The organism is Streptomyces sp. NPDC050564 (assembly GCF_044457265.1).
Lineage (GTDB): Bacteria > Actinomycetota > Actinomycetes > Streptomycetales > Streptomycetaceae > Streptomyces.
On record NZ_JBITGS010000043.1, the window covers coordinates 37,217 to 57,547 of the forward strand.

Genomic DNA, 20,331 nt, shown 5'->3' on the forward strand with positions numbered 1-20,331 from the left:
TGTGACCATGGACGATGCGTCGATGGTCGGGTTGATGGGGCGGGTGACCGGCACGGTCGGACCCGGGCTCGTCGGCGAGGTGATCGTCCGGGTGCGCGGTGGCGCCGAGCACTTCCTCGCGTATCCCGCGTCCGCGAAGGAGCGCATCGAGCGGGGCACGGTCGTGATGGTGGTGGAGTATCTGCCGCCGCGGACCGTCTACGTCTCCGCGGCGTACGACAGTTGACAGCTCGTCTGCGCGGCGGACGACAGTTGACAGCTCGTCTGTGCGGGTCCCGTCCCAGGTGAGAGCCGTCCGCGTCAAGATTGCAACAAGGATTCGTCCGCGTCTGGATCCCGGCCTTGCGCAGGAGCACACTCCCGTTCGTTCGGTGCCGATAGGGCACCATGCAAAGGGGGCGTATGCCGATGGTTGTCGGCGTCGTGGCGGGGGCGGTTGTCCTCGCACTGATCTTCATCGTTGTGGTCTTCAAGCTCATGTGGCGCGTCGCGGAGCCCAACGAAGCACTGATCATCTCCGGTTCGAAGCATCGGACCGAAGGCCTTGAAGAGGGCATGGGATTTCGCATCGTGACGGGGCGCGGCACGCTCGTGCTGCCGGGCGTGCAGGCGGTGCGCAAGATCTCGCTCGACCTCAACGAGACCGAGCTGCACGTGGACTGCGTGACCACCCAGGGCATTCCGCTGAAGGTGCGGGGCGTCGTCATCTTCAAGGTGGGCGACGACTTCGTGTCGATCGCCAACGCAGGGCGTCGTTTCCTCGACCAGCAGAAGATGATGTCGGAGCGGGTGCACAACGTGTTCGCCGGTCATCTGCGGTCCATCGTCGGCGGGTTGACCGTCGAGGACATGATCCGCGACCGCGAGAAGCTGACCGGCCAGACCCGGGCCGCGTGCGGTACGGAGATGGAGAAGCTCGGTCTGATCGTCGACTCGCTGCAGATCCACGAGATCGAGGACCCGACCGGGTACATCAAGAACCTCGCCATGCCGCACGCAGCCGCCGTCCAGCGGGACGCGCGCATCGCACAGGCCGAGGCGAATCGTCTCGCCACCGAGGCCGAGCAGCAGGCCGCGGCCCGGATGTCGGAGGCCACCCGGGACAGCGAGATCCTGCAGGCCGGTTACCAGGCCGAGCGCGACAAGGCGGCCGCCAAGGCCCAGCAGGCCGGACCGCTCGCCTTCGCCGCCGCCCAGCAGGACGTCGTCGTACAGGAGACGCGCGTCGCCGAACTCGAGGCGCACCGTCGTGAGCAGCAGCTCCAGGCGGACGTCCGCAAGCCTGCGGACGCGAAGGCGTACGAGATCCGCGCGCGGGCCGAGGCCGAGCGCGATGCCCGGATCTCGGCCGCGCAGGCCAACGCACGGGAGACCGAGCTCGCGGCCGCGGCCGAGGCGACCAGGGTCACGACAGCCGCCAACGCCGAGGCCGAGGCGACCAAGGCCCGGGGTGCGGCCGCCGCGACGGCGACCCGCGCCACGGGTGAGGCCGAGGCCGCAGCCGCTCAGGCCAAGGGTCTGGCGGAGGCCGAGGCGACGCGTGCGCAGGGTCTGGCGGAGGCCGAGGCCATCAAGGCGCGGGCAGCCGCCCTCGCCGAGAACCAGGAGGCCGTGGTCGCCCAGCAACTCGCCGAGAACTGGCCGGAGATCGTCCAGGCGGGCGCGAGCGCGTTCGGCAACGTCGAGCACATGGTCCTGCTCAACGGCGCCGACGGCATGTCGGACATGTTCGCCAAGGCGCTCACCATGGGCGGTACGGGCCTCGGCCTGGCACGCCAGTTGCTCGCGTCGATGAACCAGAACGGATCAGCGGGCAGCGGCACACAGGCCGGGCTCAACGGATTCGTGCCGCCGCGTACGGAGAAGGTGCCGGTGGAGACGGACGAGGTGTGAACAGCTGAGACGTGACGCTTCGGGCGTACGGGAGTTGATCTCCGTACGCCCGAAGTCGCGTGTGTACGGCCCTGGTCGGCGAGCCGTCGGACACAGGCTCTAACGTGGCCCCCGTGACTGCCTTTACCGATGAAGACGTGCCCGGCCGCTACGGGCCCACGGCGACCACCGAGGCCGAGCCCCGCGAGGTGGGCCGGGTGCGGACGGAGTACTCCCCCGCGCATGACGGCGACCCCGATCCTGGTGAGATCGTCTGGACGTGGGTGCCCTTCGAAGAGAACGACGGACGGGGCAAGGACCGTCCGGTGCTCGTCGTCGCCCGGGAGGCCGCCGGAACCTTCCTCGCCGTGCAGCTCTCCAGCAAGCGGCACGACGGCGACCGGGAGTGGGTGCCGATCGGCTCCGGTCCGTGGGACCGGTCCGGGCGCGACTCGTGGGTGGACGTGGATCGCGTGCTGCGGCTGCACGAGGAGGGGATGCGGCGGGAGGCGTGTGCGCTGGATCGGATGCGGTTCAATTCGGTCGTGCACCGGTTGCGGGAGCGGTACGGGTGGCGGTGAACTCCGCGTTTCCGGGGCCATGAAGACACCGCGGGTCCGTTGCGGCTGGTCGCGCTCACGTGGCCGAGCCGTATATGTCACAGCCCCGCGCCTCTGTGACTGTGCGGCAGTTGGTTGTGGCCGCGTGTCCGTGACATCTACGGCTGGAGGAGTATGCGGGCTCTGAGCAGGGTGAACGAGGCGCGGCCGCACATCTGACGCTTGATCGTTTCAATTCTGTTGACGTGGCCTTCGACGATGCCGGAGCTGAGGTCCGGGCCAGACGGCCGAGGCGTCGTCCCGGTGGGGCCCGGGCAGCCGGATCGGGCGTACCGGGATCGCACGGCTGTGTTCTTCGGTGACGGCTGTCCACAGGGCGGGATGCCCGGAGTAGCACAGGGTCGTGAGGGCGAAGACGTTGTCGGCGTAGACCTCGACGTATTCGCCGACGGTGAAAATACGCAGGGTGGCGGGGGGCTCGGCCAGGATGGTCTCGCCGATGCGGGTGCCACCAGGGCCGGTGATCCAGAGGTTCTTGCCGTCGCAGGCCACGGCAAGGACGGATCGACCCCTGCCGGGGGTGTCGGTGCGCAGGGTGATGTCGACGGGCCCGGTGATGTCGATGTCGCCGACGGCGTGCAGGGCTGGCTGGTCGGTCTCCTCGCCGAGCCAGGCGTCCAAACCGGGCCACCATTCGAGGCGGGGCGCCGAACCCTCCTGTACGACAAGGGACTTGGGCTGGGCGAGCATGCCGCGGCAGCGGTCACCGGTGTCGGTGAGGCCAACCTGGCGGGGGGTGGTGTGCAGCACGACTCGGGAGCCGTCGGGCGCGGCGATGACGCGAGGGGCGTACGAACCGGTCGGACCGAGAGAGCCGCGCCGAGTCCAGGGGCCCCGCAGGCTCGGGGCGGTCCACGACTCGAAGCCCCGGGTCGCGCCGATGGAGCCGAGCAGCAGCCAGCTTCCGTCGTCGAGGCGTTCCAGGACCGGGCACTCCAACTCGTCGACGTCGCCGGGTGAGATGAGCGGCGGGTGGACGGTCCAGTGCTCCAGGTCGTCGGAGGTGGCCCAGGCGACGCAGCCGCCGACCTCGACCGGGAGGGAGGCGTCGCTTGCGCAGACGACCATCACCCAGCCGTCCGTCTCGTCGTCGCGTACGACGAAGGGATCGCGCCAGGCCATCTGCTCCCCGGTGCGGTACCAGCGCGAGTCCGCCTCGACGACCGGTCCGGTGCCGTGGCGGCGCCAGCCGGTGCCGTCGGTGCGGTCGGAGTACGCGAGGCCGACGGACTGGAGCGGCCAGCCGCCCGGCGTCAGCCCGCTCACCCCGGTGTAGAACATCGCCATGCCGTCGCCGTGCCGAACGGGGTGCATGGTCCACACCGCCTGCTGGTCGAAGCGGCCGGGCAGGCCGACCCCGAAGGCGGTGCCATGCGGCTGCCAGCCGACCAGGTCGGTGGAGGTGGCCCGGCCATAGGAGGTCTCCATCCGCAGATGGTCGAACTCAGCCGTCCAGGGCCCCTGCAGGTGCAGCACCGCGTACGTGCCGTCCTCGTCCCGCAGCAGGGCGAAGTCGTTCACGCAGAGGCCGGGCGGGGCGTATCGCATGCGCAGTTCCTGTCGGCTCACAGCGCCCAAACGCATGCGCTGACCATCGATCAAAACGGACTCTCTTTGGAATCGGACCAAGTAAATATGAACGCAAACGCTTGCGCAACAAGGTAGGCGGGTTTACGGTCACGTCACCCACAGATCACACCGCCGTGAAATCAACGGGAGGAACTGAGCCGTGACGGCCAGCATCAACGACGTCGCCCGCGCCGCCGGCGTCTCCGCGTCCACCGTGTCCCGCGCCCTGCGCGGCCGGCCGGGCGTGTCCGACGAGGTGCGGGACCAGATCAAGGCCGTCGCCGCCCAGCTCGGCTACACCGCCTCCCGCTCCGCCTCCAGCCTGGCGAGCGGCCGCACCTACACCATCGGCGTCCTGGTCCCGTATGTCGGCCGCTGGTTCTTCGGCACCGTGCTGGACTCCGCCGAGAAGGTGTTCAGCGCCGCCGGATACGACGTGCTGCTGTACAACCTGGGCTCGCCGGAAACGCGCAAGCGCTTCTTCACCAAACTGCCTGTCCGCAAGCGAGTGGACGCGGTGCTGACGCTCCTCATCCCCGACGAAGAGGAGTCGGCCGCACTGCGCTCACTGGGGGTGCCGCTGGCCACCACAGTCGGCGGCCCCCGGCCCGGCTTCACCGTCGTCGGCATCGACGACCGGGCCGGCACCGAAAGCGCCGTACGGCATCTGGTGAACCTCGGCCACCGCCGCATCGGCATGATCTCGGGGGCCAGCGGCCCGCTGCACTGGACCACCCCCATCGAGCGCCGCAACGCCTATCTGGACGTCCTGGCCGACGCCGGGATAGAGCACGATGCGGCCCTGGAGGCGAACGGCGACTACACCGTCGAGGGCGGCGAGCGGGCCATGACCGAACTGCTGGCCGCATCCCGCCCGCCGACCGCCGTGTTCGCACAGTCCGACGAGATGGCGATGGGCGCCCTGCGCGCCCTGCGCCGCCACCGGCTCAAGGCGCCGGACGACGTGTCCGTCGTCGGCTTCGACGACCACGAACTCGCCGACGTGCTGGGACTGACCACCGTCGCCCAGCCGGTCGCCGAGCAGGGCGCCGAGGCCGCCCGGCTGCTGCTGCGCCAGCTCGACGAACCCGACGCCGCACCACCGGGGCATGTGCAGATGCCCATCCGGCTCGTCCTGCGCGAGACCACCGCCCCGCCCCGTCCGCGCGGGCCGCAGTAGACCCACCTCCCTTGAGGCCCACACCCCCACGCCTCGAAAGCACGCCCGCACCACAAACCCTCGCCACAGCACGGAGGCACACACATGAGCTCGACCAGCAGAAAGTACCGCCGCACAGCCTGTACGGGCCTGGCTCTCGCCCTGCCCCTGGCGGCACTGGCCGCCTGCGGCGGGGGCGGCGGCACCGACGCCTCCGCGGAGGCAGGCAGCGGCAAGGGCACCATCAACGTCTGGGCCCACCAGGGCCAGAAGAGCGAGGACGCGGCGCTGCAGGCCGCGGTGAAGTCCTTCAACTCCTCGCAGAGCAAGATCAAGGTCGAGCTAAAGCTGCTGCCCGGCAACGATTACACCAAGACGATCACCACCACCGACGCGTCCAAGCTGCCGGACGTGATGGAGTTCGACGGCCCGACCATGGCGAACTTCGTCTACAACAAGAAGCTCGCCCCCATAGACGACTACGTCTCCTCCAAGACGATGGCCAACGCCACCGACGCCGGCAAGACGCAGGGCGAGATCGGCGGCAAGCACTACGGCCTGGGCATGTACGACTCCGGCCTGGGGATCTACGGCAACAAGAAGCTGCTGGACACGGCCGGGGTGAAGTACCCGACGAGCGTGGACGACGCCTGGACGGCGGACGAGTTCACCGCCGCGCTTAAGGCGCTGAAGGACAAGGACTCCGACGGCAAGACCCTCGATATCCAGGAGAACAACGGACTCACCACCGAGTGGGGCACCTACGGCTTCGCCCCGATCGTCTCGTCGGCCGGCGGCTCGCTGCTCAAGGACGGCAAGGCGGAAGGCGCCCTCGACTCGCCGAAAGCCGTGTCGGCGCTGAAGACCTTCCAGTCCTGGAAGACGTACGTCGACCCCAACACCGACGGCAACGCCTTCACCAAGGGCCGCGTCGCCCTGAGTTGGGTCGGCCACTGGATGTACCCCGCCTACAGCAAGGCCCTCGGTGACGACCTCGTCGTGCTGCCGCTGCCCGACTTCGGCAACGGCCCCAAGACCGGCCAGGGCTCGTGGGCGTGGGGCATCGGCGCCGACAGCAAGAACGCCAAGGCCGCCGGCGCGTTCATGGACTACCTGCTCAACGACACCAACGTCTCCGCGATGACGACGGCCAACGGCGCCCCGCCCGCGACCAAGTCGGCACTCGCCGCGAGCTCTCTGTACAAGCAGGGCGGCCCGCTCCAGCTCTTCGCCGACCAGCTCGCCAAGCCCTGCGGCGACAGCGACATCACCAAGTCCTGTGTCGCCGTCACCCGCCCGGTGACCGCCGGATACCCCACCATCACCACGAAGTTCGGTGAGGCTCTGAACTCGATCTACGGCGGCGCCGACCCGAAGAGCGCCCTGTCCAAGGCCGCTCGCGCCATCGACCAGGACTTCTCCGACAACGCCGGCTACAAGATCCCGTAGGACCATCGGCCGGGGGCGGGCCCGTTTGTGCCGCGCCCGCCCCCGCCGGGAACAGGACCCATCCGTGACATCCGTCGAACCGGCGCACGCCGCGCCCCACGCTCGGGAGAAGTCCCCACCCGTGACCGCCGTCAAGCCCGCGCGTCCGGCGCGCTCCGTGCGCAAGAACCGCGACTGGTTGCACGGACTGCTCATGTCCACGCCCGCCGTCGCAGGACTCATCGCCTTCGTCGGCATCCCGTTCGGCTATGCCGTCGTCCTCTCCTTCTACAACGTCCGCCTCGGCTCCCCGCTCGCACCGTCCTTCTTCGGCCTGGAGCAGTACCGGCGGCTGTTCACCGACCCCGACCTGTCCGGCCCGTTCCTGCGGGCCCTGCTCAACAACCTGACCTTCGCCGTGGTCGTCGTCCCCGTCCAGACGGCTCTGGCACTCGGGCTGGCGATCCTGCTCAACCGCAAGCTGAAGGCGATCGGTCTGTTCAGGTCCTTCTTCTTCATGCCGGTCGTCTTCCCGATGGCGCTGGTCGCCGTGATCTGGCGGCTCATCCTCGCCCGCAGCGACCAGGGCATGCTCAACTCCGCGCTGCACGCGGTCAGTTTCGGCAACTGGGGCGCCTTCGACTGGCTCGGCGACTCCGCCACCGCGATGGCCTCGATCATCGTGCTGTCCATCTGGCAGGGCGTCGGCTTCCAGATGGTCATCCTCCTCGCCGGCCTCCAGCAGATCCCGGGCGAGCTCTACGAAGCCGCCGAACTCGACCGGGCCTCCCGCTGGCAGCAGTTCCGCCATGTCACCCTGCCCGGCATCCGCGGCACTCTCGTCTTCGTCGCCATGCTCACCTCGGTGCTCTCCTTCCGCGTCTTCGACCAGGTCTACGTCCTCATCCGCGGCGGCGGCCTCAACGAGGACGCCACTCGCACCGTGATGTACCAGGCCGTCACCACCGCCTTCGACCAGAACAACGTCGGCCAGGCATCCGCGATCACCGTCGTCTTCTTCCTGATCGTCGTCGCCCTGACCCTCATCCAGCGCCGCGTCGTCCGGCCCGACAACGAGGACTGACCATGAGCACCAACACGGGCCTCACCCGCACACCCCTGCGCCGCTTCCTCGACTACGCCGTCCTCTCCGTCCTGGCGTTCACCTTCGCGCTGCCCGTCCTCTACCTGTTGATCGGCAGCCTCAAGCCGTCCGACGAAGTACTCAACGGCCTGTCCGGCTTCCTCCCCACCCACCTGTCCTTCGACAACTACACCGCCGTCCTCGACAGCCTCAACTCCGACAGCACCGGCCACTTCTGGCGCTTCATGGGCATCTCAGTGCTGCTCGCGTTCGTCGTCGTCACCGGCGGCCTGTTCGTCAACTCGATGGCGGCGTACGGGTTGTCACGGCTGAAGTGGCGTGGCCGGAACGCGGTCTTCACCCTCGTCCTGCTGCTGATGCTGGTCCCGTTCGAGTCGGTGGCCGTTCCGCTGTTCTACATGTTCAACGACCAGCGCAACACGCTCTACATCCTGGCGCTCCCCTTCATCGCCAACGCCTTCTCGGTCTACCAGTTCCACACGTTCTTCCGCTCGATCCCGCCGAGCATCGAGGAAGCCGCCCGCATCGACGGCGCAGGTCCCTGGCGCACCTTCTTCGCGATCGTCGTCCCGATGTCGAAGCCGGCCTTCGCCTCCGTGGCGATCCTGACCTTCCTCACCCAGTGGGGCTCCTTCCTCTGGCCGGTCCTGATGGTCTCCGACCCCTCGGTACGCCCGCTGCCGCTGGAGATGAGCGTCTTCCAGGCCCAGCTGCCCCAGGACTGGGGTCAGACCCTCGCCTTCGGCGTCCTGCTCGTGCTGCCCGTACTGATCGTCTTCGCCTTCTTCCAACGCTGGTTCGTCCAAGGTGTCGCCAGCTCCGCCGTCAAGGGCTGAGGATCCGTTCCGGCGGAAAGGCAGTTGCCACCGTGGGCGGCTGAGCTGTAGCCCGACACCTCGCTCAGCTTCGTAGTTCAGAGCGCGGTCGCCGTGTGCCCCGGACTTTGGCCCCTCACCCTCTCCTTCTCCGCCCCCATGCTGTCCCGTTCGGCGGGACGATCATCCGCCGGACCGATCAGCCGAGGACGAGCGGGAGTTTCGCGGCCAAGTCACCCAGTTCGGCCTTCTCCGCCTCGGCCGGGGCGCGCCGTCCGGTGCCGATCAGCAGCGCGTCCCTGTCGGTGAACGACGAGGGAAACTCCGCACCGGCGATCTTCTCCAGCAGTTCGCGCGACCGGGCTAGCCCCTCAGCGGGCGGTTCCGCCGCGTCCGGGAGGTGCGCGATCAGGTCCAGGTGGTGCAGCGTCCATTCCAGGACGTACGCCAAGAGGTGGTCGCCCGCGGTGAGCACCTCGTCGCGGGTGCCGACCCGGACCGCGGGATCCGCGAGTTCGGCGGCGCGACCGGCGGCCGAACCGACGTCGTCGAGGTGGAACTTGAGCAGCCACGGCTCTTCGTACGCGGACGCCAGGCGGACGATCAGCGCGTCGAGCGGGTCGTCGGCGGCCGGGACTTCAAGGATGTCCCAGTAGGTCACCGCGTCCCGGGTCGGTTCCGTTTCGGCGGGGGTGACGAGGGTGATCAAGACGTCCTGAGCGTCGATGATCAGGTGGCACACCAAGTCCCGTACGAGCCAGCCGGTGCAGCCGGACGGCCGCGCGAAGTCCTCGTCCGCGAGTTCGGCGACCGCTGTGCGCAACGCTGTCCAGGAGAGTGAGAAGAGATCCACGGCGGCAAGCTAGCAGCGCCCTGCTCCCGCTGCGATCGAAACCATCGCGGTCGTCGCTCACGTCGTCGACCGCACCGTCACCCGGCTAGGCACCCTCGGCTCCGGGGTACGGGGAATTCCGCCGCCCCGCGCCGAGCCCTGCCTCGTGGAGTGGGCTGACCTCGAACGAGTCGGCCTGCTGGGGTTCACGCGGCCGGCAGAGGTGCCGGCTCAGCGGGGGTCGTTCCACCAGACGAAGACCTCGGTACTCGGCAGACGTTCGGAGAACCGGCCCGACGCGGAGACGTCGCGCAGCAGCCGCCGCAGGTCTGCCTCGAATGCGTCGCGGCGCGGGCCGAACAGGTGCGGAGCCGAGAACGACATCGAGAACACTCCCGCGACGGCGTCGTCAGCCGTGCGTTCAAGCGGCTGTCCGCCGGCAACGACCTGGCGCTGCGGACCGGAGAAGCCCACCCGCGCGAGCACCGCGGCCTCACCGCCGGGTGTTCCCTGCGGCAGCACGCCCCGGCCGGCTCGTCGGACCGGTCCGAGGTAGTGCCTGACCAGCTCCTCGATCGCCGCACGGGGCACTGCCGGATAGGGCAGATCGTCGACGGTTCGGGTCTCCGTCTTCAAGTCCGAGATGTGCACCAGCGCCCCGCCGGGCTGGAGCATGTCCCTGGTGGTTGCCGCCACCAGGTCGCGATCCATCCAGTGGAAGGACTGTCCGAAGGTCGCGACGGTGAACGTGCCAAGATCTGCGGGCAGTTCCTCGGCCCGGCCCTGGACCCACTGCGCCTTCCCGGTGACAGCGCGCTCGGCGGCCCCACGCCGGGCTTCGGCGATCATCTCGCCGTCCGGGTCCACTCCGACGATCTCACTGAACAAGTGCGCCAGGCTCAGGGCAAGGATGCCGGGTCCGCATCCCACGTCGATGAGGCGTCCTCGCCCGTCGAGCTTCAGAACATCTGCGAGCGCGTCCGCCAACCCGGGGGCGTATGGGAGCCTCCCGCGCCGGTAGTAGGCGGCCGTGCCCGAGAACAACGTGTCGTCCCACTCCCAGTCGGTGGCCACGTCACCCGCCCCTCCTCACAGAGATCATGTGCCGATCCGGCGGCCCGATGATTCCACGGCTTGACCGGGGTTGAAGCACTCGGTCGCTCAGCCACAGCCCGTAGAGTCGCTCAGCCACAGCCCGAAAGGGGGCGCGTCAACAGGCCCTTGCCGCAGATGCGAACGCTTGATCGAACGCCGTGCGGGTCGCCCCACCCGCCGTGCGGTCCAGGATCCCGAACACCACGTACTCGAAGTACCCCTCGAAACGGCCCTTGACCAGCAGGTTCTTGAACGCCTCGGCAACCTGCGCGGGGTCGTTCCGAAAGACCCCGCAACCCCACGCGCCGAGCACCAGCCGCCGGTAGCCATGGGCAGCGGCGGTCTCCAGGACCCGCTCCGCGCGACCCGCGAGGACCCGAGGCAGTTCGGGCGCGCGCTCCGGGGCTGTGCGCAGGACCACGCCCGCGTTGGGTGCCGCGGCGGTCAGGAATCCGGCCGTGTACGGCTCGTCGAGGAGTCGGCCGCGGTCGTCGCGGAAGACGGGCACGGCGGGTGAGTGGATGACCCGGTCCGTGTAGAACGGGTCGCGGTGGGCTCGGTGGTGGTCGTAGAAGTCCCGGGCCCGCAGGAGGCACGTGTGGAGCGCGGAGGCCCGGCACAGGGCCTCTTCCTGGGCCTGCGCGCCATTCAGATAGCCACCGCCCGGATTGCGTGCCGAGGAGAAGTTCAGGACGGCGAAGGGGCCGCTGTCCAAGGCGAGCCTTCGAGCGGCCTCCAGACTGCTCTCGCCGGTCACCTCGAACACAGTGTCGACTGGAGTGACCGACGGTGTCCCCACCGGCTCCGGTCCATGCATCCGCGTTCCGGCCCGGGCGGCCTCGACCGCCGCGGCGATCGGCACCTCACGCCCGTCGGACGCGCGGTACGCCCCCGCCGTGACGATTTCCTCCGTCTGCTGCGCGATCGCGCGCAGGCGCGCGCTCATGGCGCGACCCCCGTACACGCCATGAGCGCGCCCCGTGCGATCTCCCCCGCCGTGCTCATGAACGCATCGTGAGCGATGCTGGTCGTGCGGCGCAACAGAGTTTCGCGGCTCCGCAAACAGTGTTTCCCGGTCCCGGCAGCGACGATCTGCACTCTTGTGCGAACCGCCGTGAGGGTCTTGGGTGGGACGAGCAATTGCCGGTTCGGCCCACAAGTCGCCGGGCCGGCGACATGGTGGAATCTCAGGAGGATCCCGACATGTCCGATTCGGTGAGTGACTGTACGGAGCGCCGCTCCGCCGTCACCGAGGCCGAGGTGGAGGCGCTGGTCCGTGGCATTTGCTTCAAGACCGGTCCACCCCGCTACCTCGGTGTCGAAGTGGAATGGCTCGTCCACGAGCTGCGGCTGCCGCAGTTCCCGGTACCACCCCAACGACTCGAAGCGGCATATGCCGCACTGCGGGCCCTGCCTCTGCGTTCGGCGCTCACCGTCGAACCCGGCGGCCAGCTGGAGCTCAGTTCCGCTCCGGCCGCCTCCCTGATGGAGTGCATCGGGTCCGTCTCGGCCGACCTCGACGCCGTACGCGCGACGCTGCGCGAGGCGGGTCTCGGCCTCAGTGGTTACGGCCACGATCCCTGGAACCCCCCGAGCCGGTTCCTCCATGAGCCGCGCTACGACGCCATGGAGCGGTGCCTCGACCGCGCGGGACCCGAAGGCCGCGCCATGATGTGCAGCTCGGCCTCCGTCCAGGTGTGCCTGGACGCCGGGTACGAGGAGCCGGGACCGCTCGGGCACGGGCGCCGCTGGTGGCTGGCGCACCAGCTGGGCGCGGTCCTGGTGGCCGCGTTCGCGCACTCTCCCCTCGCCCACGGGCGGCACACCGGCTGGCGCTCCACGCGGCAGTCGCTGTGGGCGGCGATGGACCCCGGGCGGTCCAGCGCGCCTCCCTTGGGCGGCGAGCCGCGCGCCGCCTGGGCCCGTCGCGTACTGGACGCGCCGGTGATGTGCGTACGGGCGCCGGACGGCCCCTGGCGCGTACCGGAGGGCATGACGTTCCGGGAGTGGACCCGGTCCGACGCGCCACCGGACCGGGCGGACCTCGACTATCACCTGACGACCCTGTTCCCGCCGGTGCGTCCGCGCGGCCATCTCGAACTCCGCATGATCGACGCGCAGCCGGGCGATGACGGGTGGATCGTTCCGCTCGCCGTCACTGCGGCTCTCTTCGACGACGCGGAGGCCGCCGAGACCGCCTACCGGACCGTCAAGCCCCTCGCCGAGCGGGCGGACTCGCAGCCGGCCCCGTGCAACCCGCTGTGGCAGGACGCCGCGCGAAACGGCCTGGCCGACCCGGAGCTGCGCGAAGCCGCCGTCACCCTTTTCGCGGCGGCGGCCGAGGCTCTGCCCCGGCTCGGTGCCACCACCGAAGTCCTGGACGCCGTGGCGGAGTTCACCGACCGCTATGTGGGCCGGGGCCGCTGCCCCGCCGACGATCTGCTCGGCCAACTGCACGGTCAACCCCTCGGCCAATCCCACGGTCGATCTCACGGCCGGTCGCACGGTCAGTTCCACGGGAAGGACATCCGCACATGACCGCCCCCGAAACCCTCCCCGCATCACTCACGGACCCGGAGTCGCTCAGGGATCGCGCGCTGGAGGCGCTCACGACGGCCCGCGACCGCACCGCGCTTCTCACGTCCTGTGTGGAAGAGCCCGAACTGACCGCACAGCACTCGCCGCTGATGTCCCCGCTGGTGTGGGACCTCGCGCACATCGGCAACCAGGAGGAGCTGTGGCTGCTGCGCGCGGTCGCGGGGCGTGAGGCGATGCGTCCCGAGATCGACGGGCTGTACGACGCGTTCGAACATTCGCGCGCCGAGCGGCCCTCGCTGCCGCTGCTGCCGCCCACCGAGGCCCGCCGGTATGCGGCCGAGGTGCGCGACCGGGCGCTGGACGTCCTGGAGAGCACCGCGTTCCAGGGCACGCGGCTGACCGAGGCGGGCTTCGCCTTCGGGATGATCGCGCAGCACGAGCAGCAGCACGACGAGACGATGTTGATCACGCATCAGCTCCGCAAGGGACCGGCCGCCCTGACGGCACCGGATCCCGCGCCGGCGCCGCTGTTCACCGGTCCCGCCGAAGTCCTGGTGCCCGGCGGCCCGTTCGTGATGGGCACGTCCACCGAGCCGTGGGCGCTGGACAACGAGCGGCCCGCGCATCGGCGTATGGTCCCGTCGTTCTTCATCGACACCACGCCGGTCACGAACGCCGCGTACCAGGCCTTCATCGAGGAGGGCGGCTACGGCGACCGGCGCTGGTGGACCGCGGAGGGCTGGGACCACATCCGCGCCCACGACATCGAGGCGCCGCTGTTCTGGCGCCGTGAGGGCGGGCAGTGGCTGCGGCGCCGCTTCGGTGTCACCGAGGTCGTCCCACCCGACGAGCCGGTGCTCCACGTGTGCTGGTACGAGGCGGACGCGTACGCGCGCTGGGCGGGGCGGCGGCTGCCCACCGAGGCCGAGTGGGAGAAGGCGGCCCGCCACGACCCGGCGTCCGACCGTTCCACCCGCTATCCCTGGGGGGACGCCGACCCCACCCCCGAGCACGCCAACCTCGGCCAGCGCCATCTGCGTCCTGCCCCGGCCGGCAGTTATCCGGCGGGCGCCTCGCCTTTGGGCGTACGCCAGTTGATCGGCGACGTGTGGGAGTGGACGTCGAGCGATCTGGAGCCCTATCCGGGCTTCGTGGCCTTCCCCTACCGGGAGTACTCGGAGGTCTTCTTCGGGCCGGAGTACAAGGTGTTGCGCGGCGGTTCGTTCGCGGTGGACCCGGTGGCCTGCCGCGGCACGTTCCGCAACTGGGACTACCCGATCCGGCGGCAGATCTTCTCCGGCTTCCGTACGGCGCGGGACGCCGGGACCGGGAGTTCCTGATGTGCCGTCATCTGGCGTTCCTGGGACCCGAGGAGCCGCTCGGCGCGCTCCTCGTGGAACCACCGCACAGCCTGTACCGGCAGTCGTGGGCACCACGGCGACAGCGCTACGGGACGGTCAACGCCGATGGTTTCGGGGTCGGTTGGTACGCCGAGGGCGACCCGGAGCCCGCCCGGTACCGCCGTACCGGCCCCATCTGGGGTGATCAGTCCTTCGCCGACCTGGCGCGTGTCGTCAAGGCATCCGCCCTGCTCGCGGCGGTGCGGGACGCGACCGTGGCGGGCGCGGACGGGGAAGCCGCGGCGGCGCCGTTCGCCGCGGGCCCCTGGCTGTTCAGCCACAACGGCGCCGTGCTCGGGTGGCCCGGCTCCCTCGCCCCGCTCGCCCCGACCCTGCCGGCGGTGGAGCTGCTGTCACTGGAGGCCCGCTGCGACTCGGCGCTCGTATGGGCGCTGGTCCTGCACCGGCTGCGCGCCGGCGACGACGAGAGCCAGGCACTGGCCGACACGGTCCTGGAGGTCGCCGAGGCGGCCCCCGGATCCCGGCTCAACCTGCTGCTCACCAACGGCGACACGATCACCGCGACCGCCTGGGGCGACACCCTCTGGTATCTCACCCAACCCGGACGCCGCACCGTCGTGGCCTCCGAGCCCTACGACGACGATCCGAACTGGCAGGAGGTCCCCGACCGCACACTCCTCACGGCGAGCCGCACCGAGGTGCTGCTCACCCCGCTCAAGGACATGACCGACGACATGGCATCCGCACCATCGAAGGAGCCCCGTACGTGAGTCCGTTCCTTCTCACCCGCACCCTGCCCGAGGACGCCACGGAGGCCGCGCTGCGCGCGGACGTCCTGCACGGCCTCACCCGCACGCCGAAGACGCTTCCGCCGAAGTGGTTCTACGACGCCTACGGCAGCGAACTCTTCGAGAAAATCACCGAACTGCCCGAGTACTACCCCACGCGCGCCGAGCGCGAGATCCTGATCACCCGCGCCGACGAGATCGCCCGGGCGACCGGCGCGCGCACCCTCGTCGAGCTGGGTTCGGGCTCGTCGGAGAAGACTCGGTATCTGCTCACAGCACTGGCCGAGCTGCACACGTACGTACCCGTCGACGTCAGCGAGAGCGCCCTCACACAGGCCGGGCAGGCGCTGATCGCCGAGCATCCGGACCTCAGTGTGCACGCGCTGATCGCCGACTTCACCGGTGGTCTCACGCTTCCCGGCACGCCCGGGCCGCGGCTCGTGGCCTTCCTCGGCGGCACGATCGGCAATCTGCTGCCCGCCGAGCGCGCCACGTTCCTGGCATCTGTACGGGCCCTGCTGTCACCGGGCGACGCGCTGCTGCTGGGCACGGACCTCGTCAAGGACGAGTCGGTCCTCGTCGCCGCCTACGACGACGCGGCCGGGGTGACCGCCGCGTTCAACAAGAACGTGCTGACCGTCGTCAACCGCGAGCTCGGCGCCGACTTCGACCCCGACGCGTTCGACCATGTCGCCCTCTGGGACGCCGAGCAGCAGTGGATCGAGATGCGCCTGCGGTCGCAGGCCGCGCAGACCGTGAAGATCCCCGCCCTCGACCTCGTCGTCGAATTCGCTGACGGCGAGGAACTGCGCACCGAGATCTCGGCGAAGTTCCGCAAGGAGGGCGTGAGCGGTGAACTGGCCGACGCGGGCTTCGAGTTGACCCATTGGTGGACGGACGAGGAGGGCCGCTTCGCGCTGTCGCTGAGCACGGCCGGGTAATCCGGGTGACCCGGCAACTGTGACTGCGGACGACAGTGGTCACATACTGAGGCCCCTGTCACCGTGATCATCTCTGTGTGTCGGAGACCGCCCGGGTGCTGAACCTGGTCGGCATCGGGCGCCGCAAGCGGATACCGCCGGCGCCCGATGCCGGCGACCGGCATCGGCATGTGGCCGAGCCGCAGTTGGGTCACGTCTCCGCCGAGTCGAGAGGCGCCGGTACGACGTGCTCGGCGAGCACGCTGCGGAACAGGCCGGCGAACAGCATCGACTGTCCGTGCCCCGACCAGGGCGAGCGGCCCCGACGCCAAGTACCCCTCCTGGATCGTCAACCCCTGGGACGGCGTCTACATGGACGTCCCGGACTACCAGTGGGGCGTGGCCGTCGAGATCTGGAAGGAGATCGACGCGCTGGCCCGGGAGAACGACGTTCGGGTCGCCATCGAGATGCACCCCCACAACCTCGTCTTCTCCCCGGTCACCCTCAAGCGGCTGGTCGACGAGGCCGGCACGACCGACATCGGCGCCGAGATGGACCCCTCCCACCTGATGTGGCAGGGCATGGACAAAGTCGCCTCCATCAAGTGGCTGGGCCCGTTGGTCTTCCACGCCGCCGCCAAGAACGCGACGCTCTGCCCCGGCGCCGACATCCGTGGTGCTCCGGACACGTCGTTCGCCCGCGTGCCCGCCGAGGCACCCGGCAAGGTGCCCACCGGCTACGGCTTCTGGTGCAACGCCTGGCCGGAGAACCCGGCCTGGAAGTTCGTCGCCGTCGGCCTCGGAAACGACGTCCCCTTCTGGACCGAGTTCCTGCGCGCCCTCGCCGAGATCAACCCCGACATGGCCGTCAACATCGAGCACGAGGACGCCGCCTACTCCCAGACCGAAGACCTCGCCCTGGCCGCCAAGAACCTGCACAGCGCCGCGGCAGCCCTCTGACCACCCGCAGAACTGGCCCCGTTCCCGCCGACCGGGGGCCCACGTCTCTATCGGCGTGGGCCGACACACCGCCGCAGGTGCGCGGTGTGCCGCTTCGCGAGGAGGCTGTCCGTCCGCAGCGGACGACAAAGGGAGAAGGAAAGGAGGTCACCCACTCCTTTCCAACCTCAACGTATAGCGCACCGGGGGGCTTGCGGCAACGCCCGGGTCATACCGCAGAATCGCCGACCGACGCCAGAATCTGCGGAAACGGGAGTCGCGAAATGCGTGTGTTCTTGTCGACCTATGGGTCGCGCGGGGACGTCGAACCGCTCGTGGGACTCGCGATGCAGTTGCGGGCACTCGGCGCGGAGGTGCGGATGTGCGCGCCGCCGGACAAGGAGTTCGCCGAGCTGCTGGCCGGTGTCGGCGTGCCGCTGGTGCCGGTCGGCCCGCCGATGGGCACGATGGTGGCACCGTCGTCGGCGGCGGATGCCTCCCGGCGCGTGTCCGAGCTGGCCGCGCAGTTCGACCCCGTCGCCGCGGCAGCCGAGGGATGTGACGTCCTCTTGGCAACCGGATTGGCGCATTTCGCCTCGCGGTCGGCGGCCGAGAAGCTGGGCATCCCTTACGTGTACGCGACCTTCTGCCCGTTCCTGCTGCCGTCGCCGCACCACGCGCCGCCGACGATGCTGCTGCCGGGCCAGTCGGTGCCACCGGAGGTGACCGACAACGGGGTGCTGTGGGACCTGAACGCCCAGAGCTTCAACGCGCTGCACGGCGAGGCGCTCAACACCCACCGGGCGTCGATCGGTCTGCCTCCGGTGGACGACGTCCGCAACTTCATCTTCACCGACCACCCGTGGCTGGCCACGGACCCGGCCCTGGGCCCGTGGCAGGAGACCTCGGACCTCGACGTCGTGCACACAGGTGCGTGGATCCTGCCGGACGAACGCCCGCTCCCGGACGAGCTGGTGGCATTCCTGGACGCCGGTGCACCACCGGTGTACGTCGGCTTCGGCAGCATGCGCCGCGTCTCGGAGGACATCGCCAGGGTGGCCATCGAGGCGATCCGCGCGCAGGGCCGCCGCGCACTCGTCGGGCGCGGCTGGGCGGACCTGGCCCTGATCGACGACCGGGACGACTGCTTCGTCGTCGGCGAGGTCAACCAGCAGGCACTTTTCGGCCGGGTGGCCGCCGTCGTGCACCACGGCGGCGCGGGCACGACGACGACGGCTGCCCGGGCCGGCGCGCCCCAGGTGGTGGTACCCCAGGCGGCGGACCAACCGTACTGGGCCGGCCGGGCGGCCGCGTTGGGCATCGGCGCGGCACACGACGGTCCGACGCCGACCACCGAGTCCCTGTCGGCCGCGCTCAGGACGGCCCTGACCCCCGACACCCGCGCACGAGCGGCCGCCGTGGCCGGCACGATCCGCACCGACGGGGCGACGGTGGCCGCGAAGCTGCTGCTCGACGCGGTCAGCGGTTCATGAACCGTGAGGTCGTCCGGATCACGCCGACGTGGGTCCGCGCCTGGGGACTCGACCCCGACGTGCAAGGCCGGCAGGTCCGTTCGACCGCGGCGAAGGCGTCGGGGAACCACGGTTCTGCCACGCCTTCGCCCGGCAGGGCGCGCACCTAGCCACAGTGTGAGGTGCTGAAGGTCCCGGGTCTCGGATTGCTCCTCGGCCCGGTTGTCACATGCGCGGGTCCGGCGGTGTCTTCATGCCGAACGGTCAAACAGGCACACGTACAAGGAGGACACCATGACGCTACGCGTCCCGAAGGCCGAGCTCCCCGCCGAGCTCCGCGAAAACATGATCAAGGTGCTCGGTGCCGTGCCCGAGCCCGTCGAGGTGCTGTGGAACAACCCCGAGCTCGCCGAGGCCAACCAGGAGTTCTCCGCCAAGATGGGCGCGTTGGACGCGGCCGACGCGAGCCTCAAGACGTTCGCGCACATGGCCGTCGCGGCACAGGTGGGTTGCAGTTGGTGCCTCGACATCAACTACTTCCACGCGCTGAACCAGAACCTGGACCTGGCCAAGGCGAGCCAGGTGCCGCGCTGGCGGCAGGCGGAGGTGTTCACGCCGCTGGAGCGCGACGTTCTCGAGTACGCCGAGGCCATGACGAACACGCCGCCGACCGTCACCGACGAGCTGTCGAAGCGTCTGCTCGACCGGCTCGGCCCGGCGGCGCTGGTCGAACTCACCGTGTTCATCGGCTTCGCCAACTTGGCGACCAGGTGCAATACGGCGCACGGGATCACGTCGCAGGGCTACTCCGATGCCTGCGAGATTCCGCTGGCCGGGCGTGCTGAGACCTCCGGCGTGGCGTCGACGGCATGACTCAGGACCCGTTCGTCGCCCATCGCAGCCTGCTGTTCACGGTCGCCTACGAGATGCTCGGCTCGGCGGCCGACGCGGAGGACGTGCTGCAGGAGTCCTGGCTGCGATGGGCCGACGTCGACCGCTCGCAGGTACAGGACCCGCGGGCCTACCTCGTCCGAACCGTCACACGGCAGGCGCTCAACCGTCTGCGGACGATGTCGCGCAGCCGCGAGGACTACGTCGGCCAGTGGCTGCCGGAGCCGCTGCTGACCAGCCCCGACGTCGCCGAGGACGTCGAGCTCGCGGAGAGCGTCTCGATCGCGATGCTGACCGTGCTGGAGACGCTCGGGCCGACGGAGCGGGCGGTATTCGTGCTCCGCGAGGTCTTCGAAATGCCGTACGGCGAGATCGCCGAGGCGACGGGCAAGTCCGCGGCTGCGGTGCGGCAGATCGCGCGGCGGGCCCGCGAGCACGTGGCGGCCCGACGGCCGCGGGTGCCGGTGAGCCGGTCGGAGCAGCAGGCCGTGGTGGAGCGGTTCCTTGCCGCGCTGCGCACCGGCCAGTTGCAGGAACTGCTGGACGTCATGGCACCGGACGTGGTCCTGATCGCCGACGGCGGCGGGCTTGCGGCCGCCGCTCCGGCTCCGGTCCACGGGGCCGAACTCGTGGCGAATCTGCTCGCTCGCCCGGACCGGGTGGTGTCGGCCGTGTGGCTCAACGGTGCACCTGCGGGCCGGATCGAGATGGACGGCCGACTGGCCGCGGTGAGCCTCGTGGTGGAGAACGGGAAAGTCACCCGGATCCACGCGATGGCGAACCCGCGGAAACTGACGCGGCTGGATGAACCGGCCGAACTCGCCAGGTAGGCCCGATGCTGCTCTGACGTCGTGTGTGTTGCGGGGGGGTGGTACCGCCCCGAACACACACCTCCCCCCCGGGGGGTACCCCCCGTGGACAGGCAGT

General features: G+C 69.9%; 19 protein-coding genes. 15 read left to right on the top strand and 4 right to left on the bottom strand.

Features of this window, described 5'->3' with window-relative positions; all coding sequences use genetic code 11:
* Position 1: 1 nt before the first annotated feature.
* The 3 genes from ACIBK0_RS43295 to ACIBK0_RS43305 all read left to right on the top strand — a co-directional run bounded on the left by ACIBK0_RS43295 (position 2) and on the right by ACIBK0_RS43305 (position 2,453).
* Complete coding sequence (locus ACIBK0_RS43295; RefSeq protein WP_399093139.1) at positions 2-226, top strand: hypothetical protein; 225 nt, start codon at positions 2-4, stop codon at positions 224-226.
* 176 nt (positions 227-402) lie between these two features.
* The gene (locus tag ACIBK0_RS43300) at positions 403-1,893 is read left to right on the top strand and encodes an SPFH domain-containing protein (protein ID WP_399093142.1); all 1,491 of its coding nucleotides are present in this window, start codon (positions 403-405) and stop codon (positions 1,891-1,893) included.
* 113 nt (positions 1,894-2,006) lie between these two features.
* Positions 2,007-2,453: a type II toxin-antitoxin system PemK/MazF family toxin gene (locus ACIBK0_RS43305; protein WP_189185576.1), complete on the top strand. Its 447-nt coding sequence runs from the start codon at positions 2,007-2,009 to the stop codon at positions 2,451-2,453.
* A gap of 210 nt (positions 2,454-2,663) precedes the next feature.
* Here ACIBK0_RS43305 and ACIBK0_RS43310 read toward each other — a convergent pair whose 3' ends face one another.
* The gene (locus tag ACIBK0_RS43310; RefSeq protein ID WP_399093146.1) at positions 2,664-4,040 is read right to left on the bottom strand and encodes a mucin-1; all 1,377 of its coding nucleotides are present in this window, start codon (positions 4,038-4,040) and stop codon (positions 2,664-2,666) included.
* A gap of 181 nt (positions 4,041-4,221) precedes the next feature.
* On the opposite strand from ACIBK0_RS43310, the gene ACIBK0_RS43315 reads away from it, so the two are divergent.
* The 4 genes from ACIBK0_RS43315 to ACIBK0_RS43330 all read left to right on the top strand — a co-directional run bounded on the left by ACIBK0_RS43315 (position 4,222) and on the right by ACIBK0_RS43330 (position 8,589).
* Positions 4,222-5,241, top strand: coding sequence for a LacI family DNA-binding transcriptional regulator (locus tag ACIBK0_RS43315; RefSeq protein WP_399093149.1), 1,020 nt, complete (start codon positions 4,222-4,224; stop codon positions 5,239-5,241).
* An 84-nt stretch (positions 5,242-5,325) separates the two neighbouring features.
* Positions 5,326-6,669, top strand: a complete 1,344-nt coding sequence (locus tag ACIBK0_RS43320) for an ABC transporter substrate-binding protein (protein ID WP_399093152.1) — start codon at positions 5,326-5,328, stop codon at positions 6,667-6,669.
* Between the two features lie 64 nt (positions 6,670-6,733).
* Positions 6,734-7,732, top strand: coding sequence for a carbohydrate ABC transporter permease (locus ACIBK0_RS43325; RefSeq protein WP_399093155.1), 999 nt, complete (start codon positions 6,734-6,736; stop codon positions 7,730-7,732).
* A gap of 2 nt (positions 7,733-7,734) precedes the next feature.
* Positions 7,735-8,589: a carbohydrate ABC transporter permease gene (locus tag ACIBK0_RS43330; protein ID WP_399093158.1), complete on the top strand. Its 855-nt coding sequence runs from the start codon at positions 7,735-7,737 to the stop codon at positions 8,587-8,589.
* Between the two features lie 178 nt (positions 8,590-8,767).
* Here the strand turns inward: ACIBK0_RS43330 and ACIBK0_RS43335 are convergent, their stop codons facing one another.
* From ACIBK0_RS43335 to ACIBK0_RS43345, 3 genes are all read right to left on the bottom strand, one after another.
* Positions 8,768-9,421: a maleylpyruvate isomerase N-terminal domain-containing protein gene (locus ACIBK0_RS43335; RefSeq protein WP_399093161.1), complete on the bottom strand. Its 654-nt coding sequence runs from the start codon at positions 9,419-9,421 to the stop codon at positions 8,768-8,770.
* 210 nt (positions 9,422-9,631) lie between these two features.
* The gene (locus ACIBK0_RS43340) at positions 9,632-10,474 is read right to left on the bottom strand and encodes a class I SAM-dependent methyltransferase (RefSeq protein WP_399093164.1); all 843 of its coding nucleotides are present in this window, start codon (positions 10,472-10,474) and stop codon (positions 9,632-9,634) included.
* A gap of 136 nt (positions 10,475-10,610) precedes the next feature.
* On the bottom strand, positions 10,611-11,441 hold the full coding sequence (locus ACIBK0_RS43345) for a TIGR02452 family protein (protein WP_399093167.1): 831 nt from the start codon (positions 11,439-11,441) through the stop codon (positions 10,611-10,613).
* Positions 11,442-11,698: 257 nt separating this feature from the next.
* Here ACIBK0_RS43345 and egtA point away from each other — a divergent pair, with 257 nt between their 5' ends.
* The 8 genes from egtA (at position 11,699) to sigJ (ending at position 20,234) form a co-directional block, all read left to right on the top strand.
* Entirely contained in the window at positions 11,699-13,033 is a 1,335-nt protein-coding gene (gene egtA, locus ACIBK0_RS43350; RefSeq protein WP_399093170.1) for an ergothioneine biosynthesis glutamate--cysteine ligase EgtA, read from the top strand.
* Positions 13,030-14,373, top strand: coding sequence for an ergothioneine biosynthesis protein EgtB (gene egtB, locus ACIBK0_RS43355; protein WP_399093173.1), 1,344 nt, complete (start codon positions 13,030-13,032; stop codon positions 14,371-14,373). Before egtA ends, egtB begins: the two co-directional genes overlap by 4 nt.
* On the top strand, positions 14,373-15,164 hold the full coding sequence (egtC, locus tag ACIBK0_RS43360) for an ergothioneine biosynthesis protein EgtC (RefSeq protein ID WP_399093176.1): 792 nt from the start codon (positions 14,373-14,375) through the stop codon (positions 15,162-15,164). Before egtB ends, egtC begins: the two co-directional genes overlap by 1 nt.
* Positions 15,161-16,123 (top strand): L-histidine N(alpha)-methyltransferase, encoded by a 963-nt coding sequence (gene egtD / locus ACIBK0_RS43365; RefSeq protein WP_399093179.1) that lies wholly within the window; start codon positions 15,161-15,163, stop codon positions 16,121-16,123. Before egtC ends, egtD begins: the two co-directional genes overlap by 4 nt.
* Positions 16,124-16,474: 351 nt before the next feature.
* The gene (locus ACIBK0_RS43370) at positions 16,475-17,062 is read left to right on the top strand and encodes a sugar phosphate isomerase/epimerase family protein (protein WP_399093182.1); all 588 of its coding nucleotides are present in this window, start codon (positions 16,475-16,477) and stop codon (positions 17,060-17,062) included.
* Between the two features lie 263 nt (positions 17,063-17,325).
* Entirely contained in the window at positions 17,326-18,534 is a 1,209-nt protein-coding gene (locus ACIBK0_RS43375; RefSeq protein ID WP_399093185.1) for a glycosyltransferase, read from the top strand.
* A gap of 273 nt (positions 18,535-18,807) precedes the next feature.
* Positions 18,808-19,386 (top strand): carboxymuconolactone decarboxylase family protein, encoded by a 579-nt coding sequence (locus ACIBK0_RS43380; RefSeq protein ID WP_399093187.1) that lies wholly within the window; start codon positions 18,808-18,810, stop codon positions 19,384-19,386.
* Positions 19,383-20,234: an RNA polymerase sigma factor SigJ gene (gene sigJ, locus ACIBK0_RS43385; protein WP_399093189.1), complete on the top strand. Its 852-nt coding sequence runs from the start codon at positions 19,383-19,385 to the stop codon at positions 20,232-20,234. The genes ACIBK0_RS43380 and sigJ overlap by 4 nt, the downstream gene beginning before the upstream one ends.
* Positions 20,235-20,331 lie beyond the last annotated feature (97 nt).

Excerpts from the sequence above, each read along its gene's own strand:
- ACIBK0_RS43300 (WP_399093142.1), top strand. The coding sequence starts at position 403 with ATGCCGATGGTTGTCGGCGTCGTGGCGGGGGCGGTTGTCCTCGCACTG.
- ACIBK0_RS43310 (WP_399093146.1), bottom strand. The coding sequence starts at position 4,040 with ATGCGATACGCCCCGCCCGGCCTCTGCGTGAACGACTTCGCCCTGCTG.
- ACIBK0_RS43320 (WP_399093152.1), top strand. The coding sequence starts at position 5,326 with ATGAGCTCGACCAGCAGAAAGTACCGCCGCACAGCCTGTACGGGCCTG.
- ACIBK0_RS43330 (WP_399093158.1), top strand. The coding sequence starts at position 7,735 with ATGAGCACCAACACGGGCCTCACCCGCACACCCCTGCGCCGCTTCCTC.
- ACIBK0_RS43345 (WP_399093167.1), bottom strand. The coding sequence starts at position 11,441 with ATGAGCGCGCGCCTGCGCGCGATCGCGCAGCAGACGGAGGAAATCGTC.
- egtA (WP_399093170.1), top strand. The coding sequence starts at position 11,699 with ATGTCCGATTCGGTGAGTGACTGTACGGAGCGCCGCTCCGCCGTCACC.
- egtB (WP_399093173.1), top strand. The coding sequence starts at position 13,030 with ATGACCGCCCCCGAAACCCTCCCCGCATCACTCACGGACCCGGAGTCG.
- egtC (WP_399093176.1), top strand. The coding sequence starts at position 14,373 with ATGTGCCGTCATCTGGCGTTCCTGGGACCCGAGGAGCCGCTCGGCGCG.
- ACIBK0_RS43370 (WP_399093182.1), top strand. The coding sequence starts at position 16,475 with ATGGACGTCCCGGACTACCAGTGGGGCGTGGCCGTCGAGATCTGGAAG.
- ACIBK0_RS43375 (WP_399093185.1), top strand. The coding sequence starts at position 17,326 with ATGCGTGTGTTCTTGTCGACCTATGGGTCGCGCGGGGACGTCGAACCG.
- ACIBK0_RS43380 (WP_399093187.1), top strand. The coding sequence starts at position 18,808 with ATGACGCTACGCGTCCCGAAGGCCGAGCTCCCCGCCGAGCTCCGCGAA.
- sigJ (WP_399093189.1), top strand. The coding sequence starts at position 19,383 with ATGACTCAGGACCCGTTCGTCGCCCATCGCAGCCTGCTGTTCACGGTC.